Below are 26,705 nucleotides of genomic sequence, written 5' to 3'. Positions count from 1 at the left end.
GAAGTTAAGCCTGCCAGCGTGCGAGGTAGTACTGGAGTGAGCGATCCTCTGGGAACACTGGCTCGCCGCCTCCACTCATACTTTCAGAGCCCACGAGCGCGTGCTCGTGGGCTCTCTTCATTTCGAACGATAGCGGACCGCTAGGCTTAAACGCAGAAACGGAATAGAGATAGGTGCGCCAAGGTGGCAGAGTCTGGCCGAACGCGTCCGCCTGCAGAGCGGATCATCGCCGGTTCAAATCCGGCCCTTGGCTTGGAATTTTGCGGACACTCTCTCACCGCGTTCAGTATCACGAGCGGCAGCGTTGTCGAGCGCCCCTCCAAAAATACATAAACCACCGGATGAATCCGGCACCAACCTCTCGGTGCGGAGACGACTATCGACATCCAATGGCGACATCCACCTCTAATCGGCCGCGACGTCGTTCCGAGGCCACGAACGGTCGCACACGAACGGTATCGATAGCCGCAGACAAGCAGGTCGCCTACAGCGAGTACGGCGACCCGGACGGCCGACCAGTCGTATTTTTGCACGGAACTCCCGGTTCTCGTTTGTTGGGACGGCTGTTCGACGCCGACGCACAGGAGCACGGGGTTCGATTGCTCGCCCCGGACCGACCGGGGTACGGCCGCTCGACGCCGTGGCCGGACCAGTCGATTACCGACGCCGAAACGTATGTTAGTGCCATCCTCGACGACGCCGACGTCGGATCGGCTTCGATCGTCGCGTTTTCGGGCGGGAGTCCGTATGCACTCGCGACTGCGGCCGCTCGACCGGACCGGGTCAGTCGCGTCGATCTCGTCGCCGGAGCGACGCCGCCGCATCTCAGCGAGACGGTGCCACTAACACAGCGTCTCCTGGGGGGGCTGGCGTCGACGACGCCGACGCTCCTCGGGGTGCTGTTTCGCGGGCACGCGTGGCTAGCCCACCGCCGCGATCCCGCGTTCGTCGTCGATCAGTACACTGCGGGGGAGGCCACCGGCTCGATACCGCAAGAGGTCGCCACGGTCGTGCAAGCCGACTTTCTCGAAGCGTTCGCTCACAGTCGGTGCGGAGCCGTGACCGATTTTCAGAACGTCTCGACCGAGTGGGGAATCCGATTCGAGGATATCGACGTCCCGGTGCATCTCTGGCACGGCGACCGCGACACGAACGTTCCGATCACGGATGCTCGCCGCCTCGAAACCACACTTTCGACGGCTCACATCCACGTCTTGGAGGGTGAAGACCACCTCGGCACGTTGCTTCGGGCGGTTCCAGAAGCTCTCGCGGCGCATCGCTCCGAGACGTGATGGCTGGGCGCCCCCCGCCGCGAACCGCCGTGATTGATACGTCCCGCAGCACGACGTGGCCCAACGGCGAGATGAAACGCGTCCAGTTTGCCGTCCGCTACCCCGAATTCGTCCACCCGCTCCAGCGACAGGTCGTCGCAGAGACGCCCCTCACGCGGACCGAGCTGCTGATGTGGAGCCCGACGGCGGACGCGACGAGCCTCTGTTGGCTCGACGTCGACCGCGACGCTGCGGCGGCGGCCACCGAGGCGATCGACTCGCTCCTCGCGAGTCACTTCGTCGAGGGAGCTGACGGCACGTACGCGTTCCTCCAACAGGACGACTACGAGTTTTCGGCGGCCATCTTGGAGACGATCGTGGACGCGCGCGTGATATTCCTTCCGCCGGTCGTCTTCCTCGACACGGGCGCGGTTCGGTTCGAGGCCGTCGGCGAGCCGACGGCACTCAGTGCGTTCCACGAGCGACTCTCCGCGCTCGGTACGCTCTCTATCGAGCGCGTCCACGAGTTCGAGCGGCGCGCAGCGCCATCGCGCCTCACCGACAGACAGCGGGCCGCACTCGCAGCAGCTGTCGACGTCGGCTATTATGAGGTACCTCGGGAGGGATCCGTGGCAGACGTCGCGGACGCCCTCGACTGTTCGTCGAGCACGGCCGGAGAACTGTTGCGCAAAGCGGAGGCAGCGGTCGTGAAACAGCACACCGAGCGGCAGTGATGAGTGGTCGTTGTCTGATCTGACGCCCCCGCCGACGTCGTGGTCGGCGCACGCACCCCCGGAAACGCCTTCCGGAAAACGGTAACCGTTATACGCCACGTGACCAAATCCGGAGATATGCAACGACGTGCCGCGGCGATTTACGTCGCACTCTTCATCGTCATCGGTGCGGCCTCGTATTCGCTCATCGCGACCGCACAGACGCCACACGTCGAGTTCGAGAATCCGGAGTACGAACTCGCTCAGGGCGATCAGTTCCAGGTCGGCGAACAGACCTACACCGTCTCGGCGATCACGACCACCGAGCAGGGCGGCGGTCACGGCGGAATCGCGACCACCGTCGTCGAGGGTGAACTCCAGTACACGAACGAGTCCGCGCGCTACACCGCAGCGTGGGAGAACAACTCCACGCAGTCGTTCGACGGGAACGAGTGGCGCGTGCTCGTCGGTAGCGGCGACGGTCCCACGGCGTTCACCCTGCGCGAGGACATCAACGAGACCGCGATCCTCCAAGAGGACCCCGCAGCGAGTGAGGAGATGGTGACGCAGAACGGCACGCAGTACGTCGTCATCGACGGCTCCGAACTCGTCCCCGCGAGCGAGTACTTCCCCGAGCCCGAAACGCGGACGTACGCCGAAGGCGACACCGTTCAGTACGAGGGCAACGCCAGCACCATCGACGCGGTGACCACGAGCGAAGTCACGCTCGCGTGGACGGGCCCGCGGACGAACACGATCGGCGTCAGCGACAACTCGAACGTCACGCTTGGCGGCGAGACGTACCTCGCACACTTCGCCGACGAATCGACGCTTCAGCTCACTCAGGACTTCGAGAGCTTCCGGCAGCAGAACGCCGAAATCGACCAGCACACGCTCCACAAAAACGGCCTGTGGGGCGTCAGCATCGCCTCGTTCCTGACGGTGATCTTCCTCGTCGGCTTCGCGTACCTCCCCTCGCGGTACTAACCGCGCTCGACCGCTTCTTTTTCCGTTCGCCCGCACGAGCACTGGCACGTCTGCCGCGTGCACCGACGCCATCGATCGGCCCGTCGGCTATCTATAATGAAAGATCGACAGGATAATGTAGCAGCCCCCATTTCGCAGTACTATGTCGATTCAGCGACCGTCCGGCGTCGGCTCCGAGTGGTGCCCTGACTGTGGCGACGAGATGTCGTTCAGCGGGGTACAGCCGGCGGGCTACGCCCAGTTCTTCTGTGAGCAGTGTCGCTATCGCCGGGACACGTTCGTCGGGACAGACGTCGATCGCTGATTCTGTCGGACGTGATTCGGGCGCTTCGTGGACGACGCAGTGGTGACACCGGTGTCACTCCGATACTTATGCTGGTCGCGATGCTACCTCCGGTATGAGCGACGAAACGCCCGTCACCGCGGACCGGCCGGACAGCCCGATTCAGACGACCGGGACCGACCACATCACTATCTGGGGGAGCAACGAAGAAGACACGCTCGCGTTCTATCGCGACCTCCTCGGGATGCCGCTCGTCCTCCGCCAGCCGAACCTCGACGACCCCTCGCAGACGCACCTGTTCTTCGACACCGGCGACGGCCGAATCCTGACGGTGTTCGTCGGTGATCGGGATTCAAACCGCGGCCCGCAGCGCGGCGGCACCGGGTCCGTCCACCACCTCTGTTTCAGCATCGCCCCCGAGGACTTCGAGGACGTCGCGGCCGCGCTCGAGGACGACGGCCGCGGTTACAACGTCTTCGACCGGGGGATCTTCTTCTCGCTGTACACCCACGACAACAACGGCCTCGTCATCGAACTCTCGACGGACAAATACGACATCCCCGAGGACCGCCGCGGCGAGGTGCTCGCGAAGGCCCAGGAACTGCGCGTCGAGGACGGCGCGGAGTACGCCCAGGACGAACACCTCGCGGCCGCACTCGAAGCACTCGGGCTCGACGCGACCCCGTACGATCTCCCCGACGCGTCCTCGGGCGTCGGCGGCGTCGAGTGAACCGCCGGAGTCACGCTCTACCGTTCAGACCTCGACGAGGACTTTGATCGCTTCGCGTTCGTCCATCGCCCTGTAGCCCTCGGCGATGTTTTCGAGGTCGACCGTCTTCGTGAACACCGGCGCGGGGTCGAGCGTCCCCTGCAGGACGTCGGCCATCAGCTCGTCGGCGTACGCGCGAACGGGAGCCATCCCGCCGCGGAGCGAGATGTTGTCCCCGAAGAACGAGAACAGATCGAGGCCGCCGTCGAGTCCGTGCGGGACGCCGACGTAGCCGATCGTGCCGCCCGGGCGACAGACTTCTGCCGCCATCTCCATCGACGAGGCCGCGCCAACACACTCCAGCACGTGATTTGCGCCGCCGCCGGTCAACTCGCGGACGCGCTCGACCGCCTCATCGCCCCGCTCGGCGACGAGGTCGGTCGCGCCGAACGATTCGGCCAGTTCCAATCGGTCCTCGTGATGGCCGACGGCGACGATGCGCTCCGCCCCGAGCCGGCGGGCCGCGAGGACGCCGCAGAGCCCGACGGCCCCGTCGCCGACGACCACGGCGGTCTCGCCCGCCTCGACGCCGGCGCTCACCGCAGCGTGGTGGCCGGTGCCCATCACGTCAGTGAGCGGAAGCAGCGACCGGAGCGCGTCCTCGTCGTCGGCGTAGCGGTCCGGCACGCGGACGAGCGTGCCGTCGGCCTGCGGACAGCGGATCTTCTCACCCTGTGCGCCGCCGTTGTCGCCGCCCCAGCCGTCGCCGTTCACGCAAGAGGTGTGGAGCCCCTTCCGGCAGAACTCACAGGAGCCACAGCTGATCTTGAACGGGGCGAACACGCGGTCGCCCGGTTCGACCGAGCGGACCTCCTCGCCGACGGCTTCGACGATTCCCATCGGCTCGTGGCCGATCTTCGATCCCAGGTCGCGGTCGCTCTCGCCGCGATAGAACCAGAGGTCTGAGCCGCAGACGGCGGTGTGTGTCACGCGGACGATCGCGTCCGTGGGAGCGCTCAGTTCCGGTTCGGGTACGTCCTCGACTCGGACGTCGCGGGGGCCGTGATACACTGCTGCGCGCATACCGGCTCTGCGTCCGGCGCGAGGAAAAAGCCGGGGTTCGCGGCGGATTCGGTCGGCGCTCCGTAACGGTTATGACGATTGTTTAGGTATACCTAAAATATGCGTAGCGATCGACTACCACAGCATTCGAGCTCCGGTCGGCCTCGCGGCTCCGGCGATTCGGGACTGGAATCGGAAGCGGGGAGGTGACCGAGCGTGCCCGACGTCGACGCCGCCATTCGCGATCTGACCGCGGCCCGTCGCGCCGTCCGCGACGAACGGCGCGAGACGCAGCGCCAGCGACGCGGCTTCGAGCAGTTCCGCGCGACGGTCGCCGAGACCGAGCCCGTGAGCGCCGGTGGCACCGCCGAGCGTTTCGGATCGCCGTCTCCCGGATGGACGACGGGCGCGGCGGCGACGACCGACGATCGGTGCCGTCGCGTCCGCGCCGCGTTCGAGGAGTACGTCGTCCCGCACGTCGACGACGAATCGGCGACGGTCCGCGCGGTGCTGGCCGCCGAGTTGAGCACGGAAGTCGCCGTCGCGCTCGCGTCTACGGGCGGCGGCAATCGGTTCACCCAACCGCTCCAGCGAGCCATCCTCGAACACGTCGAACAGCGCCTCGCGGAGAGTCGGGTGATGTGCCGCGCGCTGGCGATCGAACTCGACTCGCTCGACAGCGCCATCGAGACGTTGAAACACGTCGAACAGTCGTTGCCGGCCGTCGACGCATCGGTTCGGATCCTGTCGGAGGACGCGGATCTGTGGACGCGTCGCGAGCGCGCCGCCTCCCTCGAAGACGACCTCGACGCCGCGATCCGCGAGCGACAGTCCACGCTGGAGAGCGTGACCGCGACCGAGGTGAAAGCCGGGATCGGTCACGACACGGTCGTCGAATACCTGTTCGGCGAGCGGGAGGTTACCTACCCCGCCCTCGATGCGCTGCTCCGTGGCGTCCGGGAGTGTCGGCGGCGACGTGACGAACTCGACGACGCGCTCGGTGACAGGTGACGTCGCCCTGCGCGCGCCAGTGGTGTCCTACCAGTCGAGGGACCCGCCGCTCTGGTACTCGGTGACCTGCGTCTCGAAGAAGTTCTTCTCTTTGTTCAGGTCGACGGCTTCGCTCATCCACGGGAAGGGGTTGTCCGTCCCGTAGCTCTCTTCGAGGTCCAACTGGCCGAGCCGGCGGTCCGCGACGTGTTCGACGTACTCGGAGAACTGCTCTGGGCCCATCCCGAGGACGTCCTCGGGACACGCCTCGCGCGCGTACTCCTGTTCGAGGTCGACGGCCGTCTCGATCAGGTCGCGCACCTCCGCGCCGAACTCCTCGGTCCAGGCGTCGGGATGTTCCCTGCGGATCTGGTTGATCAGATCGACGCCGAAGCCCACGTGCAGCGACTCGTCGCGCATAATGTACTCGAACTGCTGGCCGATGCCGACCATCCGGTTCCGGCGCTTCAGCGCGAGCATCATCGCGAAGCCGGCATAGAAGAACACGCCCTCCATCACGACGTAGAAGCCGACGAGGTCCCGGAGAAGATCGCGCACGTCCTCGGTCTCGTCGAGGCTGAACTCCGGATCGTCGAGGTTCTGCGTGAGTTCGACGACGAACTCGTCTTTCTGGCTGATCGTTGGGATGCGATCGTACATCCCGTAGAGGTACTCGGGGTCGAAGCCGAGCGAGTCACAGCAGTAGATGAAGGTATCCGTGTGGATCGCCTCCTCGTAGGCCTGTCGAAGGAGGTACTGCCGACACTCCGGCGCCGTGACGTACTCGTAGATCGCGAGGACGATGTTGTTCGCCGTCAGCGACTCCGCCGTCGAGAAGAACCCGAGGTTCCACTCGACGAGCTGTCGCTCCGAGTCGGTGAGCTCGTCGCCGTTCCACTGGGAGATGTCGTCCTGCATCGGAATCTCCTCGGGGACCCAGTTGTTGGCGACGCCGTCGCGGTAGTACTCGCGCGCCCAGTCGTAGTCGATCGGCAGGATCTTGTTCGGGTCGTGTTCCGCGTCGTGATTGAGTAGTGGCATCTTCGTCACCTCACTGACAGGCCTCGCAGGTCGGATCCTCGACACGTGCGAGGTCGCTGTCGCCGTTCTGATCGTCGTCCGTGGATCCGTCTCTATCTTCGTCGCCGGCGGACCCGACGTCTCGGCGCTGCGTCCGGCCGTACTCGGCCATATCGAGCGTCGACTTCTCGATCTGGGACGCGCCGAGCGTCCGGAGGTAGTAGGTCGTCTTCACGCCGAGCCGCCACGCCGTCTTGTAGACGTCGTCGAGCAGCGAGCCGTCGGTGCTGGGGAAGAAGACGTTGTGTGAGACTGACTGGTCGATCCACTGCCCGCGGTGGGCGGTCAACTGGAGTTGGTGTCGCGGGTCGATCTCGAACGCCCCGCGGTAGAGCTCCTGCAGGTCGTCGGGGATTTCGTCGATCTCCTGGATCGAGCCGTCGTGGAACTTGAGCCGATCGAGCATCTCCGAGTCCCAGAGGCCCCGCGCTTTCAGATCCGCGACGAGCTGGTCGTTGATGATCGTGAAGTCACCGCTCATATTCGACTTCACGTACAGATTCGAGTAGATCGGCTCGATCGACGGGGTCGTCCCGTTGATCGTCGAGACCGTCGCCGTCGGCGCGACCGCCATCGTGTTCGAGTTGCGCATTCCGTGCTCGCCGATGTGGTCGCGCACGCGGCCCCAATCGAGGGTCTCCGATCGGTCGGTCGGGATCTCGCGGCCGCGTTCTTCTTCCAGCAGGTCGACGGTGTCGTGCGGGAGGATGCCGCGGTCCCATTTGCTCCCCTCGTAGGTCTCGTAGGTGCCGCGCTCTTTGGCCAGACGCGAACTGTTCAGGATCGCGTGATAGGAGACGAACTCCTGCCAGCGGTTCGACTTCTCGATCGCATCTTCCGATCCCATCGGGACGCCCACCTGCATCAGCGCGTCGTGGAAGCCCATCACGCCGAGGCCGATGGGTCGGTGGCGCATATTGGAGTATTCGGCCTCGTCGGTCGGGTAGAAACAGAGGTCGACGACGTTGTCGAGCATCCGCATCGCGGTCTCGATCGTCTCCGCGAGGGCGTCGCGGTCGAGTCCGTCGCCGGAAATGTGATTCGAGAGGTTGACGCTTCCGAGGTTACAGACCGCGTGCTCGTCGGCGCTGGTGTTGAGCGTGATCTCCGTACAGAGGTTCGAGGAGTGGACGGTGCCGACGTGGTCCTGCGGCGAGCGGACGTTGCTCGGATCCTTGAACGTGATCCAGGGGTGGCCCGTCTCGAAGAGCCGCGTGAGCATCGTCCGCCAGAGTTCGGCGGCGTCGACGCGCTCGTACTGCCGGAGTTCGCCGGCCTCGGCCTTCGCCTCGTACTCGCGGTACAGTTCCTCGAACTCCTCGCCGTACGTACTGTGGAGTTCGGGAACCTCGTCGGGCGAGAAGAGCGTCCACTCCTCGTCGGCCTCGACGCGCTTCATAAACAGGTCTGGTACCCACGCCGCGGTGTTCATATCGTGGGTCCGCCGGCGCTCGTCGCCGGTGTTCCGCCGCAGGTCGAGGAACTCCGGGAAGTCGAGGTGCCACGATTCCAGATACGCGCAGGCGGCCCCGCGGCGCTTGCCCGAGCGGTTGATCGCCGCCGTGACGTCGTTGCTGATCTTCAGGAACGGCACCGTTCCGGTGGATTCGACGCCAGTGCTCTCGATGAGAGCGCCCCCCGCACGGAGGTTCGTCCAGTCGTTGCCGAGCCCGCCGCTCCACTTCGAGAGCTGTGCGTGGTGCTTGTAGGAGTCGAAGATGTGTTCGAGGTCGTCTTCGACCGTCGTGAGGTAACACGAGGAGAGCTGTGGGTGCGTCGTGCCGCTGTGGAACAGCGTCGGCGTCGAGGGCGTAAAGAGCAGCCGCGAGAGGACGTCGTAGAACTCCAGCGCGCGCTCTTGGGGGTCGTCTTCTTCGAGCGCGAGGCCCATCGCGATGCGCATCCAGAACGCCTGCGGCAGTTCGAGCGGTTCGCCGTCCTGCTCGATCCGGATGAAGTACCGCTGGGTCAGCGTCGACGCCGCGAGGTACTCGAACTTCTCGTCGCGGTCGAGCACGAGCGCGTCCGCCAGTTCGTCCAGATCGAACCGACCGTCGGTCATCCGCTCGTCCAGCAGGTCTTCCTCGACGCCGCGCTCGACGTTCGCGACGAACGTGTCCCGGTACAGTGCGTCGTAGTCGGCCGCGCCGTCACGGTCGCTCGTGCCCGCGCCGTCTGTGGTTTCCTCGCTCGCCGTTCCGAGGAGGTCGATCGGCTCCTGTCCGGTCACCTCGTCGAAGTACCGATCGAGGTGGAGCACGGCCCCGATGCGCTTGTACGCGGGGTCGCGCTCGATCCGGGCGGTCGTCACGTTGATGAGCGCCTCGTAGACCTCGTCTCGAGAGGCGCCCTCGTAGAGGTCGCGTTCGGCTTCCCGCACGAGGTCGGCGGCGGTGTCGTCGTCGACGACGTCGGTCTGTCCGCGTCGCGCTCGGTCGAGTAGTTCTCGTATCGCTGCGTCCTGTGTCGCTGTTGCGCTAGCCATCTTATCTAACTCCTGAGTTGCGTATCGATCGGCCTCAGTCCGCCTCCGAGTCGGGTGGCGAATCCGGACCCGAATCCGCATCGTCTGTGATTACTTCCTCGCCGTCGAGTTCCTCGTCTATGATCCGATCGAGCTCGCGGACGAACTCCTCGGGGTCGGAGAACGTCTTGTACACCGAGACGAATCGGACGTACGCGACGGAGTCGACCTCCCGAAGCTTCTCGGAGACCAACTCGCCGACGAGTTTCGAGGAGACGATGCGCGTCCCTCGATCCCGGATGTCCGCGTGAATCTCCGCGACGAGTCGGTCGACTTCGTCGTCTGTGACGGGGCGCTTCTCGACGGCGCGCTCGATGCCGCCTCTGATCTTCTCGCGGTCGAACGGCTCGATCGAGCCGTCCCGCTTTTTCACCTGGAGCGTCTCCCACTCGGGGCGCTCGTAGGTGGTGAACCGGAAGGAACACCGACTGCACTCGCGGCGACGCCGCACGGTCGTCCCGTCCGCGCCGCTTCTCGTGTCCACCACGCTCGTCCGGTCGTGACCGCAGTCCGGGCACTCCATAGTTGTCACTCGTCGTCCCTCCAGGCGGTTAATCCCATATATCGTGGGTCAGCTATCTCGGCCGCACTATGTCGTATTCGACGACCCCCGCATAAACGTTTCCCAATGCAGTTGCCATAGAACAAATTTAGTTGTATTCGATCCCGGTGGGCCGGATCGCGTTCGCCGGCGGTGCAGAAATTCCTATCGTAGCATTTGCAACTGATTGCGAACTAGATCAGACGCTGTCGAACGATCGGGTGCGTGAAGACTTGCAAATGATACTGTAGCTGATAGGGATTATCGTAACTGTTCGGAGATTCTCGCCGTCCCGTCCGGCGAGAAATCTATGAGGGCTTACGATAGGCCCTATGACTACGTGCTGATGAGGGCACGCTGCCGACGGCAGGCGACACTCTCGGACGCAGCGCGAACCGTTCGACGACCGCGGAGAAATCGAGCGTCGGAGATTCGCGTCAGCCTGACCGGCGAGCAGGCCGCTAGCCCTGATACAGCGGCGAGTCCTCGGTCGTGCACGCGGGACGCCCGCAGACGCCCGCCTCCTCGCCCGCGCGCTCGACGCCCGGCGCGAGGCGGTGCAGTTCCCACGTCGCGTCGTGGCCGGTCTCGGTGCGGTGGGTTTCGATGAACTCCCGCGCCGTCGCGAGTTTGTCGAAGGTCTCTGTCAGGTCGCACTCGGGGCACGTGACCGTCGCGCGCTTCTCGGCCATTGTGGTCTATAACCGCGGGAACGCACTTAACGGCGCGGGTCCGCCCGTCACGACACCGCTACGTGGTCGGTCCGACGACCCGCTCTGTGGTCGCTGTCTCATACTGTCGGACAGAACGATGTGAAAATTATCGGCACCCCGTGGGTGCCAACATAGTTCACGAACTTCTGTCCGACAGTATCAGACGCAGCGTCCTCCACGGCGATCAGGTCGTAGTAGGGGAGGCGGTCGTCGTAGCGACGGAGCGTTCGCCGGTACTTCTTGGCCGCCCGGACGGCGCGTTCGGCCACCTCTCGGGTCACGAAGCGATCACCGGCGACGGGTATCGGCTGCTCGCCCGTCCGCCCGCAGACGACTACGTAGCGCCCGCTGTCGCTCGCGAGTGCTTCGGTCCGCGCGCGGAGCGCCGTGAGCGACGGTTCTGTCATCCTCTGGCGTGTGCGTGTCGGTTCGTCGGTGACCTCATCGGGATCGGCGTCTTATCCGCGCTCTCCGTTTCCGCCTCGGTCCCCTCAGTGCCCGTCTGCAGTCTACTACAACCTTCGTGCCCTGCGGCGGGTATCGATGCGTTCGCCGACAGGAGGCCGCGTCTTCGTCGAGCCATATTTTTCGTCCAAGCCTATTCTCAGTCGTCGAGCGCGCGGTGGGGAGCGATGTGCGGTCCAGTCGGACTCTCGCTGTCGACGCTGGCGTCGACGTGGAACACCTCCGAGAGGAGTTCTTCGGTCACGACGTCGCGCGGCGGCCCCCAGTCGTAGGGCTCGCCGTCTTTCATCGCGACGAGGTTGTCGGCGAAGCGCGCGGCCTGCCCGATGTCGTGGAGGACGATGCCGACGGTCACGCCCTGCTCGCGGTTGAGCGTGCGGACGACTTCCATCACCCGCAGTTGGTGGTGTAAATCGAGATACGTCGTCGGCTCGTCCAAGAGGAGCACGTCCGTCTCCTGGGCGAGGACCATCGCGATCCACGCCAGCTGTTTCTGGCCGCCGCTGAGGTTCTTCATCTCTTTCTCGCGAAGGTCTTCGACACCCGCCAGGTCGATCGCGCGCTCGACGGCTGCCTGGTCCTCGTCGCCGACAGACTCGAAGAACCCGCGGTGTGGGTACCGCCCGTGGTAGATCAGGTCTTCCACGGTGAGGCTCGCGGGTGACTCGTTCTCTTGGGAGAGGAGGCCGAGGCGACGCGCGAGTTCCTTCGATTCGAGCGACTGCACCTGTTCGCCGTCGAGTCTGACCTGCCCGCAGTCGGGCGCGAGCTGGTTCGCCATCGACTTCAGGAGCGTGCTCTTGCCGCTCCCGTTCGGCCCGACGAGCGCCGTTACCTCGCCCGCTGGTAACAGGACGGTCTCGCACTCGACGACCGGCTCGTCGGTCGACGGATAGCCGATTTCGAGGTCTTCGCCCCGAAGCTCGACCGCCGAACCGTGAGCCGCCGATGCATCTGCGTCCGTCGCGGTGTCGCCCGCGTTCGATTCGCCGTTCGATCTGCCGTTCGATTCGCGCTCGAAGCGTTCGTGCTCGGACATCAGATCTCACCTAACGCGTCCTGTTTCCGCATCAGATAGAGGAAGTACGGTCCGCCGATCAGTCCCGTGACGATGCCGACCGGGATCTGCGTCGACGCGCCGACGAGTACCTGCAGCCCGAGTCGCGCGCCGACGTCGGCGGCGACCATCAGCGCCGGGCCGGCGAAGAGACAGCCGACGACCAGTTTCTTGTACTCGCTGCCGACGATGTTGCGAACCAGATGCGGGACGATCAGCCCGACGAAGCTGACGATCCCCGCGACGGCGATGCTCGCGGCCGCCGCGAGGACAGCGATCCCAGAGAGCGCGAACCGGACGCGCTCGACCGACATTCCGAGCGCTCGGGCTGTGCTCTCGCCGAGCAAGAGGACGTTCAACTGCCGGGAACTGACGAGCGACAGCAGCATCGCGAGCGCCGTCCACGGGAGCGCCATCCGCACCTGCTCCCAGTCTGTGCCGGTCAGCGACCCCGTCGTCCAGGCGATGGCCGACTGGACGACCCCGATGTCGCCGGCGAAGAAGAACAGTCCCGTCTGGAGCGACTGGAAGATGGTCCCGACGATCACGCCTGCGAGGACCAAGCGGACGGGCGAGGTCCCGTTCTTCCAGGCGATCGCGTAGACGATGAGGAACGCGATCGCGCCGCCGAGCGCGGCCACGAGCGGCAGGAACGCGGACAGCCCGGAGAACACGACCAGCGTGAGGAGGATCAAAAGCCCCGCGCCCGAGGAGACCCCGAGGATGAACGGACTCGCCAGTTCGTTCCGCGTCACGGCCTGAAAGATCGCCCCCGAGACGGCGAGGTTCATCCCGACGAGCATCGCGACGAACACGCGCGGCAGTCGGATGTTCCAGACGATGAGGCTCCGCTGATTCATCTCCGGGAGGTCCGCACCGAAGACGAACGCCTCCCACGCCTGCAGATTGAGTAGTACGTTCGGATTCACGACGGCCTGCCACGCCTCCACGACGGTCATCGAGTAGGTCCCGAAGCTCACCTGCACGAGGCCGCCGGCGACGACGACCAGCACACTCCCGAGACAGAGACTGAGCAGCGCGCCGTCGACGCCGGCGAGCCACTGCTGTACCCGACTCGTAGATTCCGCCCCGGGAACCGCGCTGTTACTCACTGGCCGCTACCCCCGCCCGACGCTTTCGCGCGTCCCTCGATCTCGCGGGCGGCTTCGAGGATGTACTCGTCGTCGACGTGTTCGAGCAGCCGCTTGTGTCCGCGCTCGGTTCGCCGCTCGATCTCCGATTCGGAGACGTACGTCGCGACTCGGCGGTCGATCTCCTGCTCTCGGAGTTCGAGAAGCTGCCCTTCGGCCACGTCGTCGTCGCCGTCGACCTGCTCGTCGAACCACGCGTCCCACCGATCGCGGTCGGTCCACTCGCCGGTCAGCGTCGCTTCCTTCCGGCGCCAGTCCCAGTGCGGTGCGATCGCCTCCGGGAACCCCCGCTCGCGCCGCACGTCGGCAAGAAGCGTCCGCGCGACGCGCGCGCCGCGACCGGCGGACATAATCGCCTGTGCTTCGGCGTCGCCCGCCGGCGAGGCCACGTACAGGCCGTCGATCGGCGTCGTCCCGTCCGGGTCCGGGTAGTCCCGATCGAAGTGTTCGCGCCGCTCGCCCTCGTGCTCGTGGACCGCGAACATCTCGTCGCTGCCGAGCGAGCGGAGGAAATCGGCGTCGTACCGCGCCGCGGCTACGACACGCTCGGTCGTGACGGTGCGGTCGTCTTGGGTCCGCACGACGAACTCGCCGTCGCCGCTCCGAGCCACTGCTTCGACCGTGTCCGAGACGATCTCACACCCGGCCGTCGCGGCGTGGTCGTGCATCAGGTCGTACATCGTCTCGATGTCGATCCCCGCCGGGAACCCGAGGTAGTTCTCCAGATACGCACACCGTCGCAGCGACGCGGGCCCGCGATCGAAGATGACCGCGTCCAGCCCGTACCGGGCGAGGAACACGCCCGCCGAACAGCCGGCGGGACCGCCGCCCACGATGACGACGTCGGGGTCGGCGGCGAGCCCATCGCCGTCGTTCTCCATACTCAGAAGTCTCCGTGAACGACGTCAGCGACGCGCTGTTTATCGAACAACTCTTCGTCGACGTCGTAGAGTGTACCCGCGAGCCGCTCGGTCACGAGGAGGTTCGTGATCGGCCCCTGATAGAGCGGCCCCGCGCGGTAGATGTCGCCGTTCGAGACGGCGGTGAGTTCGCTCGCGATGTTGTGATTCTGCATAAACGCGACCACAGTATCCTGGAACTCCGTCGCGGTCTTCGCCTCCTGTCCGCGGACCAGAAGCACTTCGGGGTCGACCTCCAGCAGCGTCTCGAAGTCGATGGATCCGCGGCTGCTGTGGAAGTCCTTGACCTCGGTGTTCGCGAGCGCGTCTTTCACTTTCAGGTCGTTGAGGTGTTTGAAGCTCGTGCCCTCGTCGATGACGTACGGGTAGAACTTCTCGGGTTGATCCCCGCCGCCCCAGACGACGGCGGCCGACGGGCGCTCGCTGCGACCGGGGACGACCGGTGCAAGGTTCGCCTGGAAGTCCTCGTGGATCTGTTCGAACGCCTCGTAGCGGTCCGTCCGCTGGAACACCTGCGCGAGTTTCTCGAAGGCCTCGTACAGGGTGTAGTACCGGTAGTCGTCGTGCCAGGTGTAGTTCCGCGAGAAGATGCTGTTGCCGAAGATCGGCCCGACCTGATTCCGCAGTTCGTCGACGTCGGTCTGCTCCCACGTTCCACGGTTCAGGAGGAAGTTCGGGTCGAAGACGTGGACGTCCGCGTCCAGCGCGTGGAACTGCTCTTTGCCGACGCCGCCGTCACCCCACAGTTTCGTGATTCCGTCTTTGTCGACGCTCACGCCCGGGATCTCGTCGTAGTACTGGGTGTGATAGCGACTCGGGAGCCAGACGCCCTTCGGTGCTTCGAGCCCCAGCGCGATCCCCATATCGGCCCAGCTACCGTTGTTCGCGACCCACGTCTCGGGAATCGACTCGAACGTGACCTCACCGACGGGCACGATCTCGACGCTGTAGGATTCGCTTCCCTCGGGCGTCGCCGTGGCGGATTCGGTGTCTGCGGCCGCCGTCTCTGGTGTCGCCGTGTCGGTCGTGTCTGACCCCGACCCGCCGCTGCACCCTGCGAGGAGACCTGCGGTAACGACGCCAGCGCCGTACCGAAGATAGTCTCGTCGCGTTGCGTTCCCGTCCGTGTTTCTCGCCATATCTTTTAGGCCACCCTAATCTGTAAAACCACTTTCGAACTTTTGGCAGACCTAAAAAGAAGTCTCTGTTGCCGACAGCACACCAGAAACAACTACAAATTTATTAAATACTGCCTCAGCCAGAGTTAGTTCTTTTAGATGGCCTAATATACAAAAAGAGGAGAGATTTTTTTGAGCAATATCTAACTATAAACAAAAATAACATTTATTATCTGGCTCCCTCAGGATGCACGAAAGAATTATATCTGGGTGTCTATATATCCTAAATAGAGAACATAGTCGTATATACTCATATGTTCAATTCGCCCGGGCTCGTCCGGGCAGTAGGTGACGACGATGCAGTTTGGCCCCGAGACCGTCCCGATCGACGCGAACGTCTTCAATCTCTTCGTCGCGGGAGCGCTCGGTATGCTGCTCGGCTTGGAGCGCGAGTGGTCGAACAAGTCCGCTGGCATCCGCACGTTCACTCTGACCAGTCTCGTCGGCGTCGCGGCCGCGACTATCGGGCAGACTGTCCTCCTGGCGCTCGGCGGACTGTTGGTCCTCACACAGGGGATGCTTCTCGGGCTCCGCGGCGTGCTGACCGACGTCCGTGAGGGACCCGCAGACGAGGAAAGCGGTCTCGCGTTGACGACGTCGACGTCGCTGCTCGTCGCGTACGTCGTCGGCGTCCTCGTCGGGAGCGACTACGTCCTCGTGGGCGTCGTCATCGCGATCACGTCGTCGTTCCTCCTGGTGTTGCGCCGGGAACTCCATCAGTTCGCGAAACAACTCTCACACCAGGAGGTCCGCGGGGCGGCCGAGTTCGCGATCATCGCGTTCGTCGTCTACCCGCTGCTCCCTTCGGGGACCTACGGGCCGTGGAACGCCATCGATCCGCAACTCATCTGGATGCTCGTCATCGCCGTCAGCGCCATCGGGTTCGCGAACTACGCGATTATGCAACGCTACGGCGGCCGTGGAATGCTCATCACGGGCTTTTTCGGCGGCCTCGTCAACTCGACGGCGGTCATCGGTGAGATCGCGAACCGGGCGAAGGCCAACCTCGGCGTCCTCGACTTAGCGGTGGCGACGATTCTCGTCGCCGACGCCGCGATGGCGATCCGAAACCTCATCATCGTCGTCGCGTTCGTCCCCCAATCGGCGTTCAGCGTCGGCCTCCCGCTCGGACTCATCGCCGTCGGCGGCGTCCTCCTGACCGGCTACGAACGGAACTGGCGCGGCGAGATGGATCTTGATCTCGATTCGCCGTTCAGCAGCGCGAACGCGCTGACCTTCGGCGTGCTGTTCTTGATCGTGCTCGTGGCTACCGCGGGCGCACAGCAGATGTTCGGCACCGCGGGCTTCCTCGTCACGAGTTTCCTCAGCGGACTGCTTTCGAGTGGGACAACGACGACGACCGCGGTTTCGCTCACGAGCACGGGACAGATCTCGCCGAGCGTCGCTGCGCAGGGCGTCTTGGCCGGGACGCTGGCGAGCATCCTCGTGAAAGTGTGGCTCGCCGTCGGCATCAATCGGAAACTGTTCCGCCCTGTCACCCTCCGATCGGCCTACCTCTCGATGCTCGGATTGGTTGGCGTCCTCGCGGTCCACTTCCTGTGAGCGGTGGCTCGGATCAGTTGGCCCACGGCAGGTCACCACCTCAGGGTTCCAGCGGCTCGCTGTTCCGACCCCGATTCGAAAACTCGAGATGTCGAGTTAGCGAACTTTACGGCGCAGATACGCCGACGTGACTTCGCTGAAGATGACGATCCCCAGGATCGCAAGCAGGATCGTCAGCACGCCTTGCCAGCGGAAGAAGTTGATCGACGTGTTGAGTTCGACCCCGATTCCTCCGGCCCCAACGAACCCGATGATCGTCGAGGCGCGGACGTTGATGTCCCAGCGGTAGGTGGCGACGCCGATGAACGCCGGCTTGATCTGCGGTGCGATACCGTATATCGCCGCCTCGATCGAGTTCGCGCCTGTGGCCGTGATCGCCTCGACCTGGCCGGTGTCGATCTCCTCGATCGCCTCGGCGAGGAGTTTCGAACAGAAGCCGATCGACCGCACTGCGATAGCCAACGTTCCAGCGAGCGCGCCGGATCCGAAGATGATCACGAAGACCAGCGCCCAGATGATCACGTTCACCGACCGGGACGCAGAGATGATGAACTTCCCGAGGACGAATCCGGGTCTGTTCGGCGTCGTGTTTTCCGCACCCAGTAACGCGACTGGAATCGCCATCAGTAACGCCAGTCCGGTCCCGAGAATCGCGATGTGGACTGTCTCGATGAGGGGGCCGAGGATGTCGGTCGTGTACCCGACGTCCGGCGGATACATCCGATTCACGAGGTCCATAAACTCCACGGGGGCACTGCCGACGTAATTATAATTTATCTGTAAGAGTCGCCAGGAGATGGCCGCTGCGACGAGTGTGACCAGTATCAGGACGTATCGTACCAACCGCTGGCGCGGCGTGCGTCGCTCCCAGGTCTGATAGTCCGTCATTGTATCCGCCCCCTGATGTAGGTGCTGACGAACTCACCGACCATGACGATCGCGATGATCGCGAGCACGATGGTCAGGAAAAAGTCGTAGTCGTACTTGTCGAACGAGTTGAGGAGCGTCGAGCCGATGCCGCCGGCCCCGACGATTCCCACGATCGTACTGTGACGGATGTTGATGTCCCAGCGGTAGATCGTCAGGCCGACGACGCGCGGCATCACCTGCGGAACGACGCCGAACAGCATCGTTTGCGTCTGGTTCGCGCCGGTCGCTTCGACAGCCTCCATCTGTCCCGCGTCGGTGTCTTCGATGTCTTCGGCGAGCAACTTCGCGAAGAACCCGACCGTCTTGTACGAGAGCGCGATCACGCCTGCGAGTGCGCCGATCCCGACCGCCTTGACGGCGATGATCGCGATGATGAGTTCGTGGAACGCTCGTGAGACGGTGATGATCCCGCGACCGACCCAGTACACCGGCTGGGGTGCGATGTTCTCGGCCGCCATAAACGCGACCGGGATCGAGAGGATGACGCCGATGATCGTCGCGACGACCGACATCGCGAGGCTTTCGATCAGTCCCTGGATCAGGAGGTCGGTCTTGAACGGCGTGAACTCCGGTGGGAACATCCCACCGAGGAGTTCGGCGGCGGCGGTCCACCCCTGTGCGGCCCGGGCGGGAGAGATCCGCATATTCCAGGCGCTCCACAGCAGAAACGCGCCGATGACGACGTACACGGCCCACTTCACGTACCGGTTGTAGAACGCCGTCGGGCGCTGCCACGACCGCGTGTCAGATTGTTCTGTCGCCATTTTATCCCCGGCGCAGCGCGCCCTCCTGTGTGGCTGCGTCCTCTGCCGTTTCTTCGGCGGACGAGCGTTTGGGGCCCGTCTCCTCGGGGATCTCCTCACCGCGGTAGATCTGCCCGCGAGCCGTCTCGTCGAGACCTTCGGGCGTGCCCTCGAAGACTTTCTGCCCGTTACGGAGCCCGACGATCCGATCGGCGTACTCTTCGGCCAGATTGACCTCGTGAATGTTTATCAATACCGGGATGTCGTCGTCGGCGGCGATTTCGGTGAGGAGTTCCATCACGGCGCGCGAGGTTTCGGGGTCGAGACTGCTCGTGGGCTCGTCGACGAGCAGGATCTTCGGGCGCTGCAGGATCGCTCGCGCGATGCCGACGCGCTGCCGTTGTCCACCGGACAGTTCGTCGGCGCGGTCGTCTTCGTGCCCTTCGAGACCGACTCGGTCTAAGACCTCGTAGGCTCGCCCGACGTCGTCGCCGCCGAACTTTCGTCGAAACGCCTCCCACGTACTGACGTAGCCGAGGCGCCCCGAAAGCACGTTCTCCATCACGGTCAGCCGCTCGACGAGATTGAACTCCTGGAAGATCATCCCCATATCGCGCCGCGCGTTGCGGAGTTTCTTCCCGGAGAGATCTGTCACCTCCAGTCCATCGAGTTCGACACTGCCTCCCGAGGGTTCGGTGAGGCGGTTGATACAGCGGATGAACGTACTCTTTCCGGCGCCGCTCGGTCCGATGACTGCGACTGTCTCGTTGCCCGTTACTTCGAGTGAGACGCCTTTGAGCGCCTCGTCGCCGGAGGAGTACGTCTTCTGTAGATCGGTTACTGAGAGCATATCTGATGTATTATCGTGAGTCTCATAACGGTGCGAAGAGCGGAACGACGGGGGATCGACTACTCGCCGATGTTGCCCGTCTCGTACTCGACTTCGAGCGATTCCTGGATCTGGAGGATGATGTCCCAGACCGTCGCGTAATCGATCTCGACCCACGTGCCACGCCCCTCGAACTCCTCGGCGATGGTGGTGTCTTCGTAGTCGTACTCGAGGAAGGCCGCACGAACGCCCTCCTGGATGTCGGGGTGGAGCGTGTGGACGTACGAGAAGGCAGTCGTCGGGAACGGTTCCGACGCCCAGATGCACTTGATCGCGCTCGGATCGAGCTGATCGTCGGCCGCGACGCGGCCATAACAGGTCGAACAGACCGGGGCGGCGGGGTAATCTCCGTTCGCGACGCCGAGCGAACTCTGTTGGTGGCCGCCGGAGTATGCCACCTCGTAGTCCTCGCCGGGCACGACGCCCTGATTGGCGAATAGTGCCCGCGGGGCCAGGTTCCCCGAGTTCGAGGATGGGTCGGCGTGTGCGATCGTCTTTCCTTCCAGGTCTTCGAGTTCGACGATCTCTCCGTTGTCCAGTTGGGTGATGAGCCAGAGCCGATAGCCGAACGAGCCGCCCTCGCCGCTGCCGTCGATCTGGACCGAGAACGGGACCGCGCCTGCAATGTTGACGGCGAACGGAACTGTCCCCGTCGAGAATCCTGCGAGGTGGAGCCGCTCCGATCGCATCGACTCGACCTGCGCCGCGTAGGAGTCGAGCGTCGCGTACTCGACGGTCTTTCCGGTCTCCTCTTCGATGTTGTTGAGGAGCGGTTCCAGCGTGTTCTCGTACACCGTCGGGTCTTCGGTGGGGACAAGCGAGAACTGCAGCGTGTCGGGGTCGAGCCACTCGCTCTCGTCCTCGGGTGTCGATGGAACTGGATCGCCGTAGCGCGGTTCCTCGCGCGGGTTCTCTCGCATCCGTTCGAGGTCCGTCATCGACCCGGTCTCGTACCCCGCTTCGAGCAGCGTACTCGTCAACTGCGGGAACTGCGGGTCTGTGGGGTCGAACTCGGGGAACGTCGACGGATCTGTCGGATCGAGGCCTTCCTCACCGCTGGTGGTGGTCTCATCACTGCCACCCGCGGTCGTGGTCGTACTCTCTCCGCTTTCGGTTTGCGTTTGCGTCTCAGTACCACTACTGCCGCCGCTGCATCCTGCGACGCTCGCGAGTGCAGCCGCACTGATCCCGCTGACGAACTTCCTTCGGTCTATCCGGCGCATAATATCATAATTGATCGTTTTGTTATTTATGCTTTTGCAGGATTATATCTATATTGCTTCTAAATACACATATGTGAAATTTTATATGGCTTATGGAGTATATTTATATAACATACACGCAGTTAAATACCGGATATCATAATTGTCCGAAACCAATTCTGAGTGGTTCTAACTGTTTCTAGACGCTATTCAGCTGCAGAATTAACAGTGAATCATCACGTTACTTTGGATGCTGTTTTGCACCACTGTCTCCGTGAGTCGCCTGCGCCTCGTCCGTGAACAGTCACGGTACCGTTCTGTGCGGCGCGCCGGTCTACGATCCGGATTCGATGCGTCGTTCGCTGCCCCGAGTCACTCGGTGCCCCTGCCGTGCAACTCGTAGTGACTGGCGTACCTGTTCATTGGGCTCGCCACACCGTTGGCGGGCATCTATACGGACTTCCGAGAACCACTCTCACTCTCGTTTTCGGAGTCCGCCTCTCCGTCGCGGCAGACGGCGGCGAGTTCGCAATCGTCGATCACGACGCCGTCGACCCCGCGCGCTCGCAGTTCGCGGAGGTCCGCTTCGTCCGCGGCCGTCCAGGCATTGACGCCGAAGCCGCGAGCGTGCGCGTCGCCGACGACGTCGGTCTCGAGACAGAGTCCAACGTGCGGGTGGACGTAGTCACAGTCGAGTTCGGCAGCCGCATCGAGCGCTGCGTCCGTATCGAAGTCGGCGGCGGCTTCCTCGTCCTCGTAGAGCAAGAGCGCGAGCGACGCTGCCCCGGCGTCGCGAGCGGCGGCGACCGCTGCCGGTCGGAACGAGGAGACGATCACTTCGTGGTCGTAGCGACTCGCGACCTCGACAGTCTCGTTGGCGACCCCCTTCCCTTTCAGCTCCAGATTCAGCCCGACGTCTGTGGGCACAGCCTCGAACGCCTCCGTCAACGTCGGGATCGACTCGCCGCTGCCGAGGATTGACACTTCTTTGAGGTCCGCCAGCGGCGTCGATGCGACCTCGCCGGTGGCGTCGGTCACCCGGTCGAGCGTCTCGTCGTGGAAGATCACGAGTTCGCCGGACCCACACCGTTGGACGTCGGTTTCGATCATATCGACGACCGACGCCGAGCGCCGGAACGCCCGGAGCGTGTTCTCGGGGTACTGCGTCAGACAGCCGCGATGCGCGATCGGCCGCACGCTACCGCCGCCCCTGCCGACGCGGTTTCGCCCCGCTCACGGCTCTGGCTGGGTGGGTACCGCGTCGGACGAGGCGTGCCCGCGCGGGGAGGAGTGATAGATGGCCTCGCCCGTCCCGTCGAACACGTGCAGGCGCTCTTCGTCGACGCCGAGTTCGAGTCTGTCGCCTGGGTCGATCGAACTCCGTGCGGCAGCCTTCACGTGGATCTCGTCGTCGCCGACCCGACAGTGGATGAGCAGCGACTCTCCGAGCGGTTCGGTGACGGTGACTTCCGCCTCGAACGTCGGGACGTCGCCGGCGACGTTCCTCGCGAGCGAGATGTCCTCTGGCCGTATCCCGAAGAACGCCGATTTCGGCTGGGCCGTGAACGAGTCGGCGTTCGGGAGCGGAAGCTCGAACTGCTCGTGGTGCACACTGATGTCGGAGCCGTCTGAAACGAGTTCGACGGGCAGGATGTTCATCGCCGGGCTGCCGATGAACTCCGCGACGAACCGCGTCGCCGGGTAGTCGTAGAGCAACTGCGGGGGATCGACCTGTTCGATCTCGCCGTCGTTGAGGACCGCGACCCGATCGCCGAGCGTCATCGCCTCGGTCTGGTCGTGCGTCACGTACAGCGTCGTCGCGTCGAGTTCCCGGTGCAGTTGCAGGAGTTCGGCCCGCATCTGCACCCGGAGCTTCGCGTCGAGGTTGCTCAGCGGTTCGTCCAGCAGGAACACGTCGGGTTCGCGGACGAGCGCGCGGCCGATTGCGACGCGCTGGCGTTCGCCGCCGGACAGTTCGCTGGGCCGCCGGTCGAGCAGTTCCTCGATGTCGAGAATCTCGGCGGCTTCGCGGACGCGCTCGTCGATCTCCGCGCTGGTGTAGTTGCTGACGGACTTCATTCCGAACTTCATATTCTCCGCGCCCGTCATGTGCGGATACAGCGCGTAGTTCTGGAACACCATCGCGATGCTGCGCTCTTTCGGCTCCAGATCGTTGACCCGCCGGTCGCCGATGTGGAGGTCGCCGCTCGTGATGTCCTCCAGTCCGGCGATCATTCGCAGCGTCGTCGACTTCCCACAGCCCGATGGGCCGACGAGCACGAGGAACTCTCCGTTCTTGACCTCGAGGTCGATATCGTCGACTGCCGTTACGTCGTCGAACCGTTTCGTGAGTCCGGTAATAGTTATATCAGACATTGTGAATCACTTCTGTTGGATTGCCAGGGTCTTGAGCAGCGGTCGGTGCAACACGATGAGCACGACCAGCGGCGGAAGCAGCGCTATCACGGCGCCGGCCATAATGAGTCCCCACCGGGTGAGTCCCGACTGCGACGCCGCCTGCAGGAAGCGCAACCCGACCTGCACGACCTGCTTGCTCTGGTCGCTGATGATGATGAGCGGCCAGAGGTACTGATTCCACGCGTAGATGAACGTGATCACCGAGACGCCCGCAATCATCCCCTTGGACATCGGGATCAGCACCTCCCAGAGGAACCGCAACGGGCCGACGCCGTCGAGGTGCGCGTTCTCGACCAGCGAGGCGGGAATGGACATAAAGTGCTGTCTGAACAGGAAGACGGCCGTCGCACTCGCGATGTACGGGCCGGTGATGGCCATCAGCGTGTTCCCCCACCCCAGCCGTGCCATCAGGTCGAAAAGCGGCACGATGCGGACCGGGACCGGCAGCAAGAGCGTGAGCAGAATGAACATAAACACCGCGCGCTCGTAGGGGAACCGGTAGTAGACGAGCGCCAGCGCGGCGAACAGCGACAGCGTCACCTTGCCGACGACGATGATCACCGACATCACGACCGAGTTGATCATATACTCGCCGAAGCCGTACTGATTCAGCGCGGTCTGGTAGTTCGAGAGCCCTTCGCTCCCCACGCCGATATTAGTGATCTGGTAGACCTCCGTCGTGTTCTGCGTGCTCATAACGAGCGCCAAGAGCAGTGGCAGTCCCATCAGGAAAATCGATAGGAGCAGTCCGCCGTGGACGATCACCTGTTCGGTCTCGACACCCTCCGGTAGCAGGCGTCCGAGGACGGACTTCGAAGACGGACCTGTCTGTGTCGCCATCTATTGTACCTCCCGCATCTCGACAGTGGGTATTGGATCTTTGCCTCGCATATTATCCTCCGTAGTGCGCGTAGCTCTCGGAGAGACGCAGTTGGACGTACATCAGTATCGCCACGATGGCGAACAGGACGACCGACTCGGCCGACGCCAGCCCGAGGCTGCTGAACTCGAACGCGTCGCGGTAGAGTTTGAAGATCAGCAGATTCGTCGCGCCGCTCGGACCACCGCTGGTCATCAGATCGACGAGCGGGAACGTCGAGAAGAACGCGTAGATCGTGTCCATCACGACCAAGAAGACGAGCGTCGGCGACATCAGCGGGATGTAGACCCGGTACAACATCTTCAGGTGACCGACGCCGTCGATCTCGGCCGATTCGGTCAGCGTCTCGGGGATGTTGTTGAGGGCTGCGACCATGAAGATGATGTTGTACCCCAACTGCTTCCAGATGGCGACGACGGCGACGACGGCGAACGCCTGCGGCCCGTTCGTGAACCAGTCGAGTGAGGTCCCGGTGAGTTGTTCCAGGTAGTAGGTGATGATTCCCAGCGAGGGGTGAAGCAGGAACAGGAGCACCGACGCGGCGACGGCTGTCGGGAGGGCGTAGGGCCAGATGGCCGCGATCAGGTACGTCGACGAGCCGACGTCGACCTCGAACAAGAGATACGAGACGAAAAGCGAGACGGCGAGCGTCCCGATGACGACGACAGCCGCGAACGCGACGGAGATCGCGAAACTCGAATGGTACTCTGAAGACGTTGCGAGCGTGACGTAGTTCTCCAGCCCGACGAAGACCTTCTGACTCCCCAGCAGAATCGTCTGTGAGAGGCTCAATCGGAAGGTCTCCAACCCGGGATAGTAGAGAAACGCGATTAGGACGATGAACGTCGGTAAGAGCAGCAGAAACGCCTGCCACTTCGATTCGTACGGTTCCGTGAATTCTGACATAGTCTCGATGCGAAGGGGGTGATTATGAACTTATGCGGGCGTTCGTTCGAACGACTCGATTATGCAACGCGGTCGTTGTAGCTCTGCAGGGTCTCGTCGACGTCGCTTTTCATCTGTGAGAGCCCGTCGCTGACGTTCGTGTTGCCCTGAATCATACTGACGTACCCTTCCTCGATGATGGTACGGACTTCCGGGAACGGACCCATCAGCGCCCCGCTCGTCGCGGGCGTGCTCTCGGTCTCGTTGAGCTGGTCGATCGCGGTTCTGAACGCCGGGTTCTCCTCGTAGAAGCCCTCGTCTTCGAGCTGCGTGATCGACTCCTCACGAACCGGGAAGTAGCCGGTCCCCGTGTGCCACTGCGCCTGCTGCTCCGGTTGCGTCATGAACAGGAGCAACTCCGCGGCGGCCTGCTGCTGCGCGTCCGAGAGGCCCTGCGGGACCCACAGCGACGCCCCGCCGATCGGAATCCCCGTCCGGTCGCCACCGGGCGCGGGCAGGTACGCGGTGTCGAGTTCGAAGCCGTTGTCGGCGGCGCCCTGCTTCATCGGCGCGATGCTCGACGTCGAGTAGATGATCATCCCGGTTTTCTGCGTCAGGAACGCCTGCTGTGCTTCGCCCCACGCTTCGATGCCGGGATTCAGGTACTGATCCTGTTCGTAGAGGTCCGTCCACCACTCGAAGATGTTCTGTGCGGCCTCGCTGTCGAGGTTCGACTCCGTGGCGCGCCCGTTCCGTCCGTTCTCGTTGTTCACGACTGTCGTGTTCTGCTGTGCGAACCAGGACTCGACGAACCACGAGTGGTTCGGGAACGTCATCCCCTGGTCGACGACGCCCTCGCTGGTGAGCGTGTTTGCGGCGTCCGTGATGCCCTGATACGTCGTGGGCGGGGAGTCCGGATCCAGTCCGGCCTCCTCGAAGGCATCCCGGTTGTACATCATAATCGCGTTGCTGGAGTTGAACGGCATCGAGTTTAGCTTTCCGTCGACGCGATAGAAGTCCAGCACCGGATCGAGGAAGTTGTCGAAGTTGATTCGGTCGCTCGGAATGATGTCTTCGACGGGCACGAACGCCTGGCTGTCGATAGCCAACTGGGTCCCGATCTCGAAGATCTGGGAGAGCGCCGGCGGATTCCCGGAACTCACTGCCGACGTCGTGGCGTTGAGGTTGTCGCGGTAACTGTTGCGCGAGGTCGTTTCGACGGTGATCCCGTCGCTCTGCTCTTCGAAACTATTCACGATGTCGTCGATGCGCTGCGCGAGGTCGCCGCCCATCGCGTGCCAGAACTGAATCGTGACCGACTGGTCACCACTGGACCCCACCGTCGTGCCGGTCGAGTCGCCGCCGCCTGAACCGCCGCTCTCGGTGGTTTCTTCTCCCCCGCCGTTGCCGCCCTGACTGGAACAGCCCGCGAGTCCCGCGACTGTCGCCGCACCTGCTCCTTTGAGAAACGTCCGTCTGGATTTGATTGGCTTCATTTGCACTCGGATGGAGATTACATTTTATCCACATAATTCTTTGGTATGTTCTATA

At 63.7% G+C, this 26,705-nt stretch carries 26 protein-coding genes, 1 tRNA gene and 1 rRNA gene; 9 read left to right on the top strand and 19 right to left on the bottom strand.

Annotated elements, in window-relative coordinates; genetic code table 11:
• From rrf to NO347_RS14365, 7 genes are all read left to right on the top strand, one after another.
• Positions 1-74: ribosomal RNA gene (gene rrf, locus NO347_RS14395) — 5S ribosomal RNA — on the top strand; the annotation flags it as partial.
• Positions 75-177: 103 nt separating this feature from the next.
• Positions 178-253: transfer RNA gene (locus NO347_RS14390), tRNA-Cys, on the top strand.
• An 88-nt stretch (positions 254-341) separates the two neighbouring features.
• Positions 342-1,292, top strand: a complete 951-nt coding sequence (locus tag NO347_RS14385; RefSeq protein ID WP_343217984.1) for an alpha/beta fold hydrolase — start codon at positions 342-344, stop codon at positions 1,290-1,292.
• Between the two features lie 71 nt (positions 1,293-1,363).
• Positions 1,364-2,005, top strand: coding sequence for a helix-turn-helix domain-containing protein (locus NO347_RS14380; protein ID WP_256290327.1), 642 nt, complete (start codon positions 1,364-1,366; stop codon positions 2,003-2,005).
• Positions 2,006-2,122: 117 nt separating this feature from the next.
• A complete protein-coding gene (locus tag NO347_RS14375) occupies positions 2,123-2,971 on the top strand; it encodes a hypothetical protein (protein ID WP_256290318.1) in 849 nt (282 codons plus the stop codon).
• Positions 2,972-3,113: 142 nt separating this feature from the next.
• Positions 3,114-3,275, top strand: a complete 162-nt coding sequence (locus tag NO347_RS14370) for an HVO_2142 family zinc finger protein (protein WP_158599324.1) — start codon at positions 3,114-3,116, stop codon at positions 3,273-3,275.
• A gap of 94 nt (positions 3,276-3,369) precedes the next feature.
• On the top strand, positions 3,370-3,984 hold the full coding sequence (locus NO347_RS14365; protein WP_256290316.1) for a VOC family protein: 615 nt from the start codon (positions 3,370-3,372) through the stop codon (positions 3,982-3,984).
• Between the two features lie 24 nt (positions 3,985-4,008).
• Here NO347_RS14365 and NO347_RS14360 read toward each other — a convergent pair whose 3' ends face one another.
• The gene (locus tag NO347_RS14360; protein ID WP_256290315.1) at positions 4,009-5,046 is read right to left on the bottom strand and encodes a zinc-dependent alcohol dehydrogenase family protein; all 1,038 of its coding nucleotides are present in this window, start codon (positions 5,044-5,046) and stop codon (positions 4,009-4,011) included.
• Positions 5,047-5,241: 195 nt separating this feature from the next.
• Here NO347_RS14360 and NO347_RS14355 point away from each other — a divergent pair, with 195 nt between their 5' ends.
• Positions 5,242-6,036 (top strand): DUF7260 family protein, encoded by a 795-nt coding sequence (locus tag NO347_RS14355; RefSeq protein ID WP_256290314.1) that lies wholly within the window; start codon positions 5,242-5,244, stop codon positions 6,034-6,036.
• Between the two features lie 27 nt (positions 6,037-6,063).
• Here NO347_RS14355 and NO347_RS14350 read toward each other — a convergent pair whose 3' ends face one another.
• From NO347_RS14350 to NO347_RS14310, 9 genes are all read right to left on the bottom strand, one after another.
• Entirely contained in the window at positions 6,064-7,056 is a 993-nt protein-coding gene (locus NO347_RS14350; RefSeq protein WP_256290313.1) for a ribonucleotide-diphosphate reductase subunit beta, read from the bottom strand.
• Positions 7,057-7,066: 10 nt separating this feature from the next.
• Positions 7,067-9,661: a ribonucleoside-diphosphate reductase subunit alpha gene (locus NO347_RS14345; RefSeq protein ID WP_256290312.1), complete on the bottom strand. Its 2,595-nt coding sequence runs from the start codon at positions 9,659-9,661 to the stop codon at positions 7,067-7,069.
• Positions 9,615-10,142 carry a transcriptional regulator NrdR gene (gene nrdR / locus NO347_RS14340; protein WP_256290311.1) on the bottom strand — a complete coding sequence of 176 codons (528 nt, stop codon included), beginning with the start codon at positions 10,140-10,142 and terminating at the stop codon, positions 9,615-9,617. The genes NO347_RS14345 and nrdR overlap by 47 nt, the downstream gene beginning before the upstream one ends.
• A 479-nt stretch (positions 10,143-10,621) precedes the next feature.
• On the bottom strand, positions 10,622-10,852 hold the full coding sequence (locus NO347_RS14335) for a DUF7542 family protein (RefSeq protein ID WP_256290310.1): 231 nt from the start codon (positions 10,850-10,852) through the stop codon (positions 10,622-10,624).
• Positions 10,853-10,950: 98 nt separating this feature from the next.
• A complete protein-coding gene (locus NO347_RS14330; protein WP_256290309.1) occupies positions 10,951-11,280 on the bottom strand; it encodes a DUF7552 domain-containing protein in 330 nt (109 codons plus the stop codon).
• A gap of 197 nt (positions 11,281-11,477) precedes the next feature.
• Complete coding sequence (locus NO347_RS14325) at positions 11,478-12,377, bottom strand: ABC transporter ATP-binding protein (RefSeq protein WP_256290308.1); 900 nt, start codon at positions 12,375-12,377, stop codon at positions 11,478-11,480.
• Positions 12,377-13,507, bottom strand: a complete 1,131-nt coding sequence (locus NO347_RS14320) for a FecCD family ABC transporter permease (RefSeq protein ID WP_425492395.1) — start codon at positions 13,505-13,507, stop codon at positions 12,377-12,379. Before NO347_RS14320 ends, NO347_RS14325 begins: the two co-directional genes overlap by 1 nt.
• Entirely contained in the window at positions 13,504-14,427 is a 924-nt protein-coding gene (locus NO347_RS14315) for an NAD(P)/FAD-dependent oxidoreductase (protein ID WP_256290307.1), read from the bottom strand. The genes NO347_RS14320 and NO347_RS14315 overlap by 4 nt, the downstream gene beginning before the upstream one ends.
• A gap of 2 nt (positions 14,428-14,429) precedes the next feature.
• Positions 14,430-15,605 carry an ABC transporter substrate-binding protein gene (locus NO347_RS14310; RefSeq protein ID WP_256290306.1) on the bottom strand — a complete coding sequence of 392 codons (1,176 nt, stop codon included), beginning with the start codon at positions 15,603-15,605 and terminating at the stop codon, positions 14,430-14,432.
• 336 nt (positions 15,606-15,941) lie between these two features.
• On the opposite strand from NO347_RS14310, the gene NO347_RS14305 reads away from it, so the two are divergent.
• Positions 15,942-17,207, top strand: a complete 1,266-nt coding sequence (locus NO347_RS14305) for an MgtC/SapB family protein (protein WP_256290325.1) — start codon at positions 15,942-15,944, stop codon at positions 17,205-17,207.
• A gap of 96 nt (positions 17,208-17,303) precedes the next feature.
• Here the strand turns inward: NO347_RS14305 and phnE (NO347_RS14300) are convergent, their stop codons facing one another.
• The 9 genes from phnE (NO347_RS14300) to NO347_RS14260 form a co-directional block, all read right to left on the bottom strand.
• Positions 17,304-18,095 (bottom strand): phosphonate ABC transporter, permease protein PhnE, encoded by a 792-nt coding sequence (phnE, locus tag NO347_RS14300; RefSeq protein ID WP_256290304.1) that lies wholly within the window; start codon positions 18,093-18,095, stop codon positions 17,304-17,306.
• Entirely contained in the window at positions 18,092-18,901 is an 810-nt protein-coding gene (gene phnE, locus NO347_RS14295; RefSeq protein ID WP_256290302.1) for a phosphonate ABC transporter, permease protein PhnE, read from the bottom strand. The genes phnE (NO347_RS14300) and phnE (NO347_RS14295) overlap by 4 nt, the downstream gene beginning before the upstream one ends.
• Before the next feature lies 1 nt (position 18,902).
• Positions 18,903-19,730: a phosphonate ABC transporter ATP-binding protein gene (phnC, locus tag NO347_RS14290; RefSeq protein ID WP_256290300.1), complete on the bottom strand. Its 828-nt coding sequence runs from the start codon at positions 19,728-19,730 to the stop codon at positions 18,903-18,905.
• Positions 19,731-19,789: 59 nt separating this feature from the next.
• A complete protein-coding gene (gene phnD, locus NO347_RS14285; protein ID WP_256290299.1) occupies positions 19,790-20,992 on the bottom strand; it encodes a phosphate/phosphite/phosphonate ABC transporter substrate-binding protein in 1,203 nt (400 codons plus the stop codon).
• Between the two features lie 429 nt (positions 20,993-21,421).
• Positions 21,422-22,168: a glycerophosphodiester phosphodiesterase gene (locus NO347_RS14280; RefSeq protein ID WP_256290298.1), complete on the bottom strand. Its 747-nt coding sequence runs from the start codon at positions 22,166-22,168 to the stop codon at positions 21,422-21,424.
• Between the two features lie 36 nt (positions 22,169-22,204).
• Entirely contained in the window at positions 22,205-23,347 is a 1,143-nt protein-coding gene (locus NO347_RS14275) for an ABC transporter ATP-binding protein (protein WP_256290297.1), read from the bottom strand.
• Between the two features lie 6 nt (positions 23,348-23,353).
• A complete protein-coding gene (locus NO347_RS14270; protein WP_256290296.1) occupies positions 23,354-24,229 on the bottom strand; it encodes a carbohydrate ABC transporter permease in 876 nt (291 codons plus the stop codon).
• 52 nt (positions 24,230-24,281) lie between these two features.
• On the bottom strand, positions 24,282-25,175 hold the full coding sequence (locus NO347_RS14265) for a carbohydrate ABC transporter permease (RefSeq protein ID WP_256290295.1): 894 nt from the start codon (positions 25,173-25,175) through the stop codon (positions 24,282-24,284).
• A gap of 59 nt (positions 25,176-25,234) precedes the next feature.
• Entirely contained in the window at positions 25,235-26,650 is a 1,416-nt protein-coding gene (locus tag NO347_RS14260; RefSeq protein ID WP_256290294.1) for an ABC transporter substrate-binding protein, read from the bottom strand.
• Positions 26,651-26,705 lie beyond the last annotated feature (55 nt).

Origin of the sequence: Halobellus inordinatus (assembly GCF_024464655.1) — an archaeon.
In the GTDB taxonomy this organism is placed as follows: Archaea; Halobacteriota; Halobacteria; order Halobacteriales; family Haloferacaceae; genus Haloquadratum; species Haloquadratum inordinatus.
Note: the sequence above shows the minus strand (reverse complement) of the source record. Positions and strands in the feature narration are given on the sequence as shown.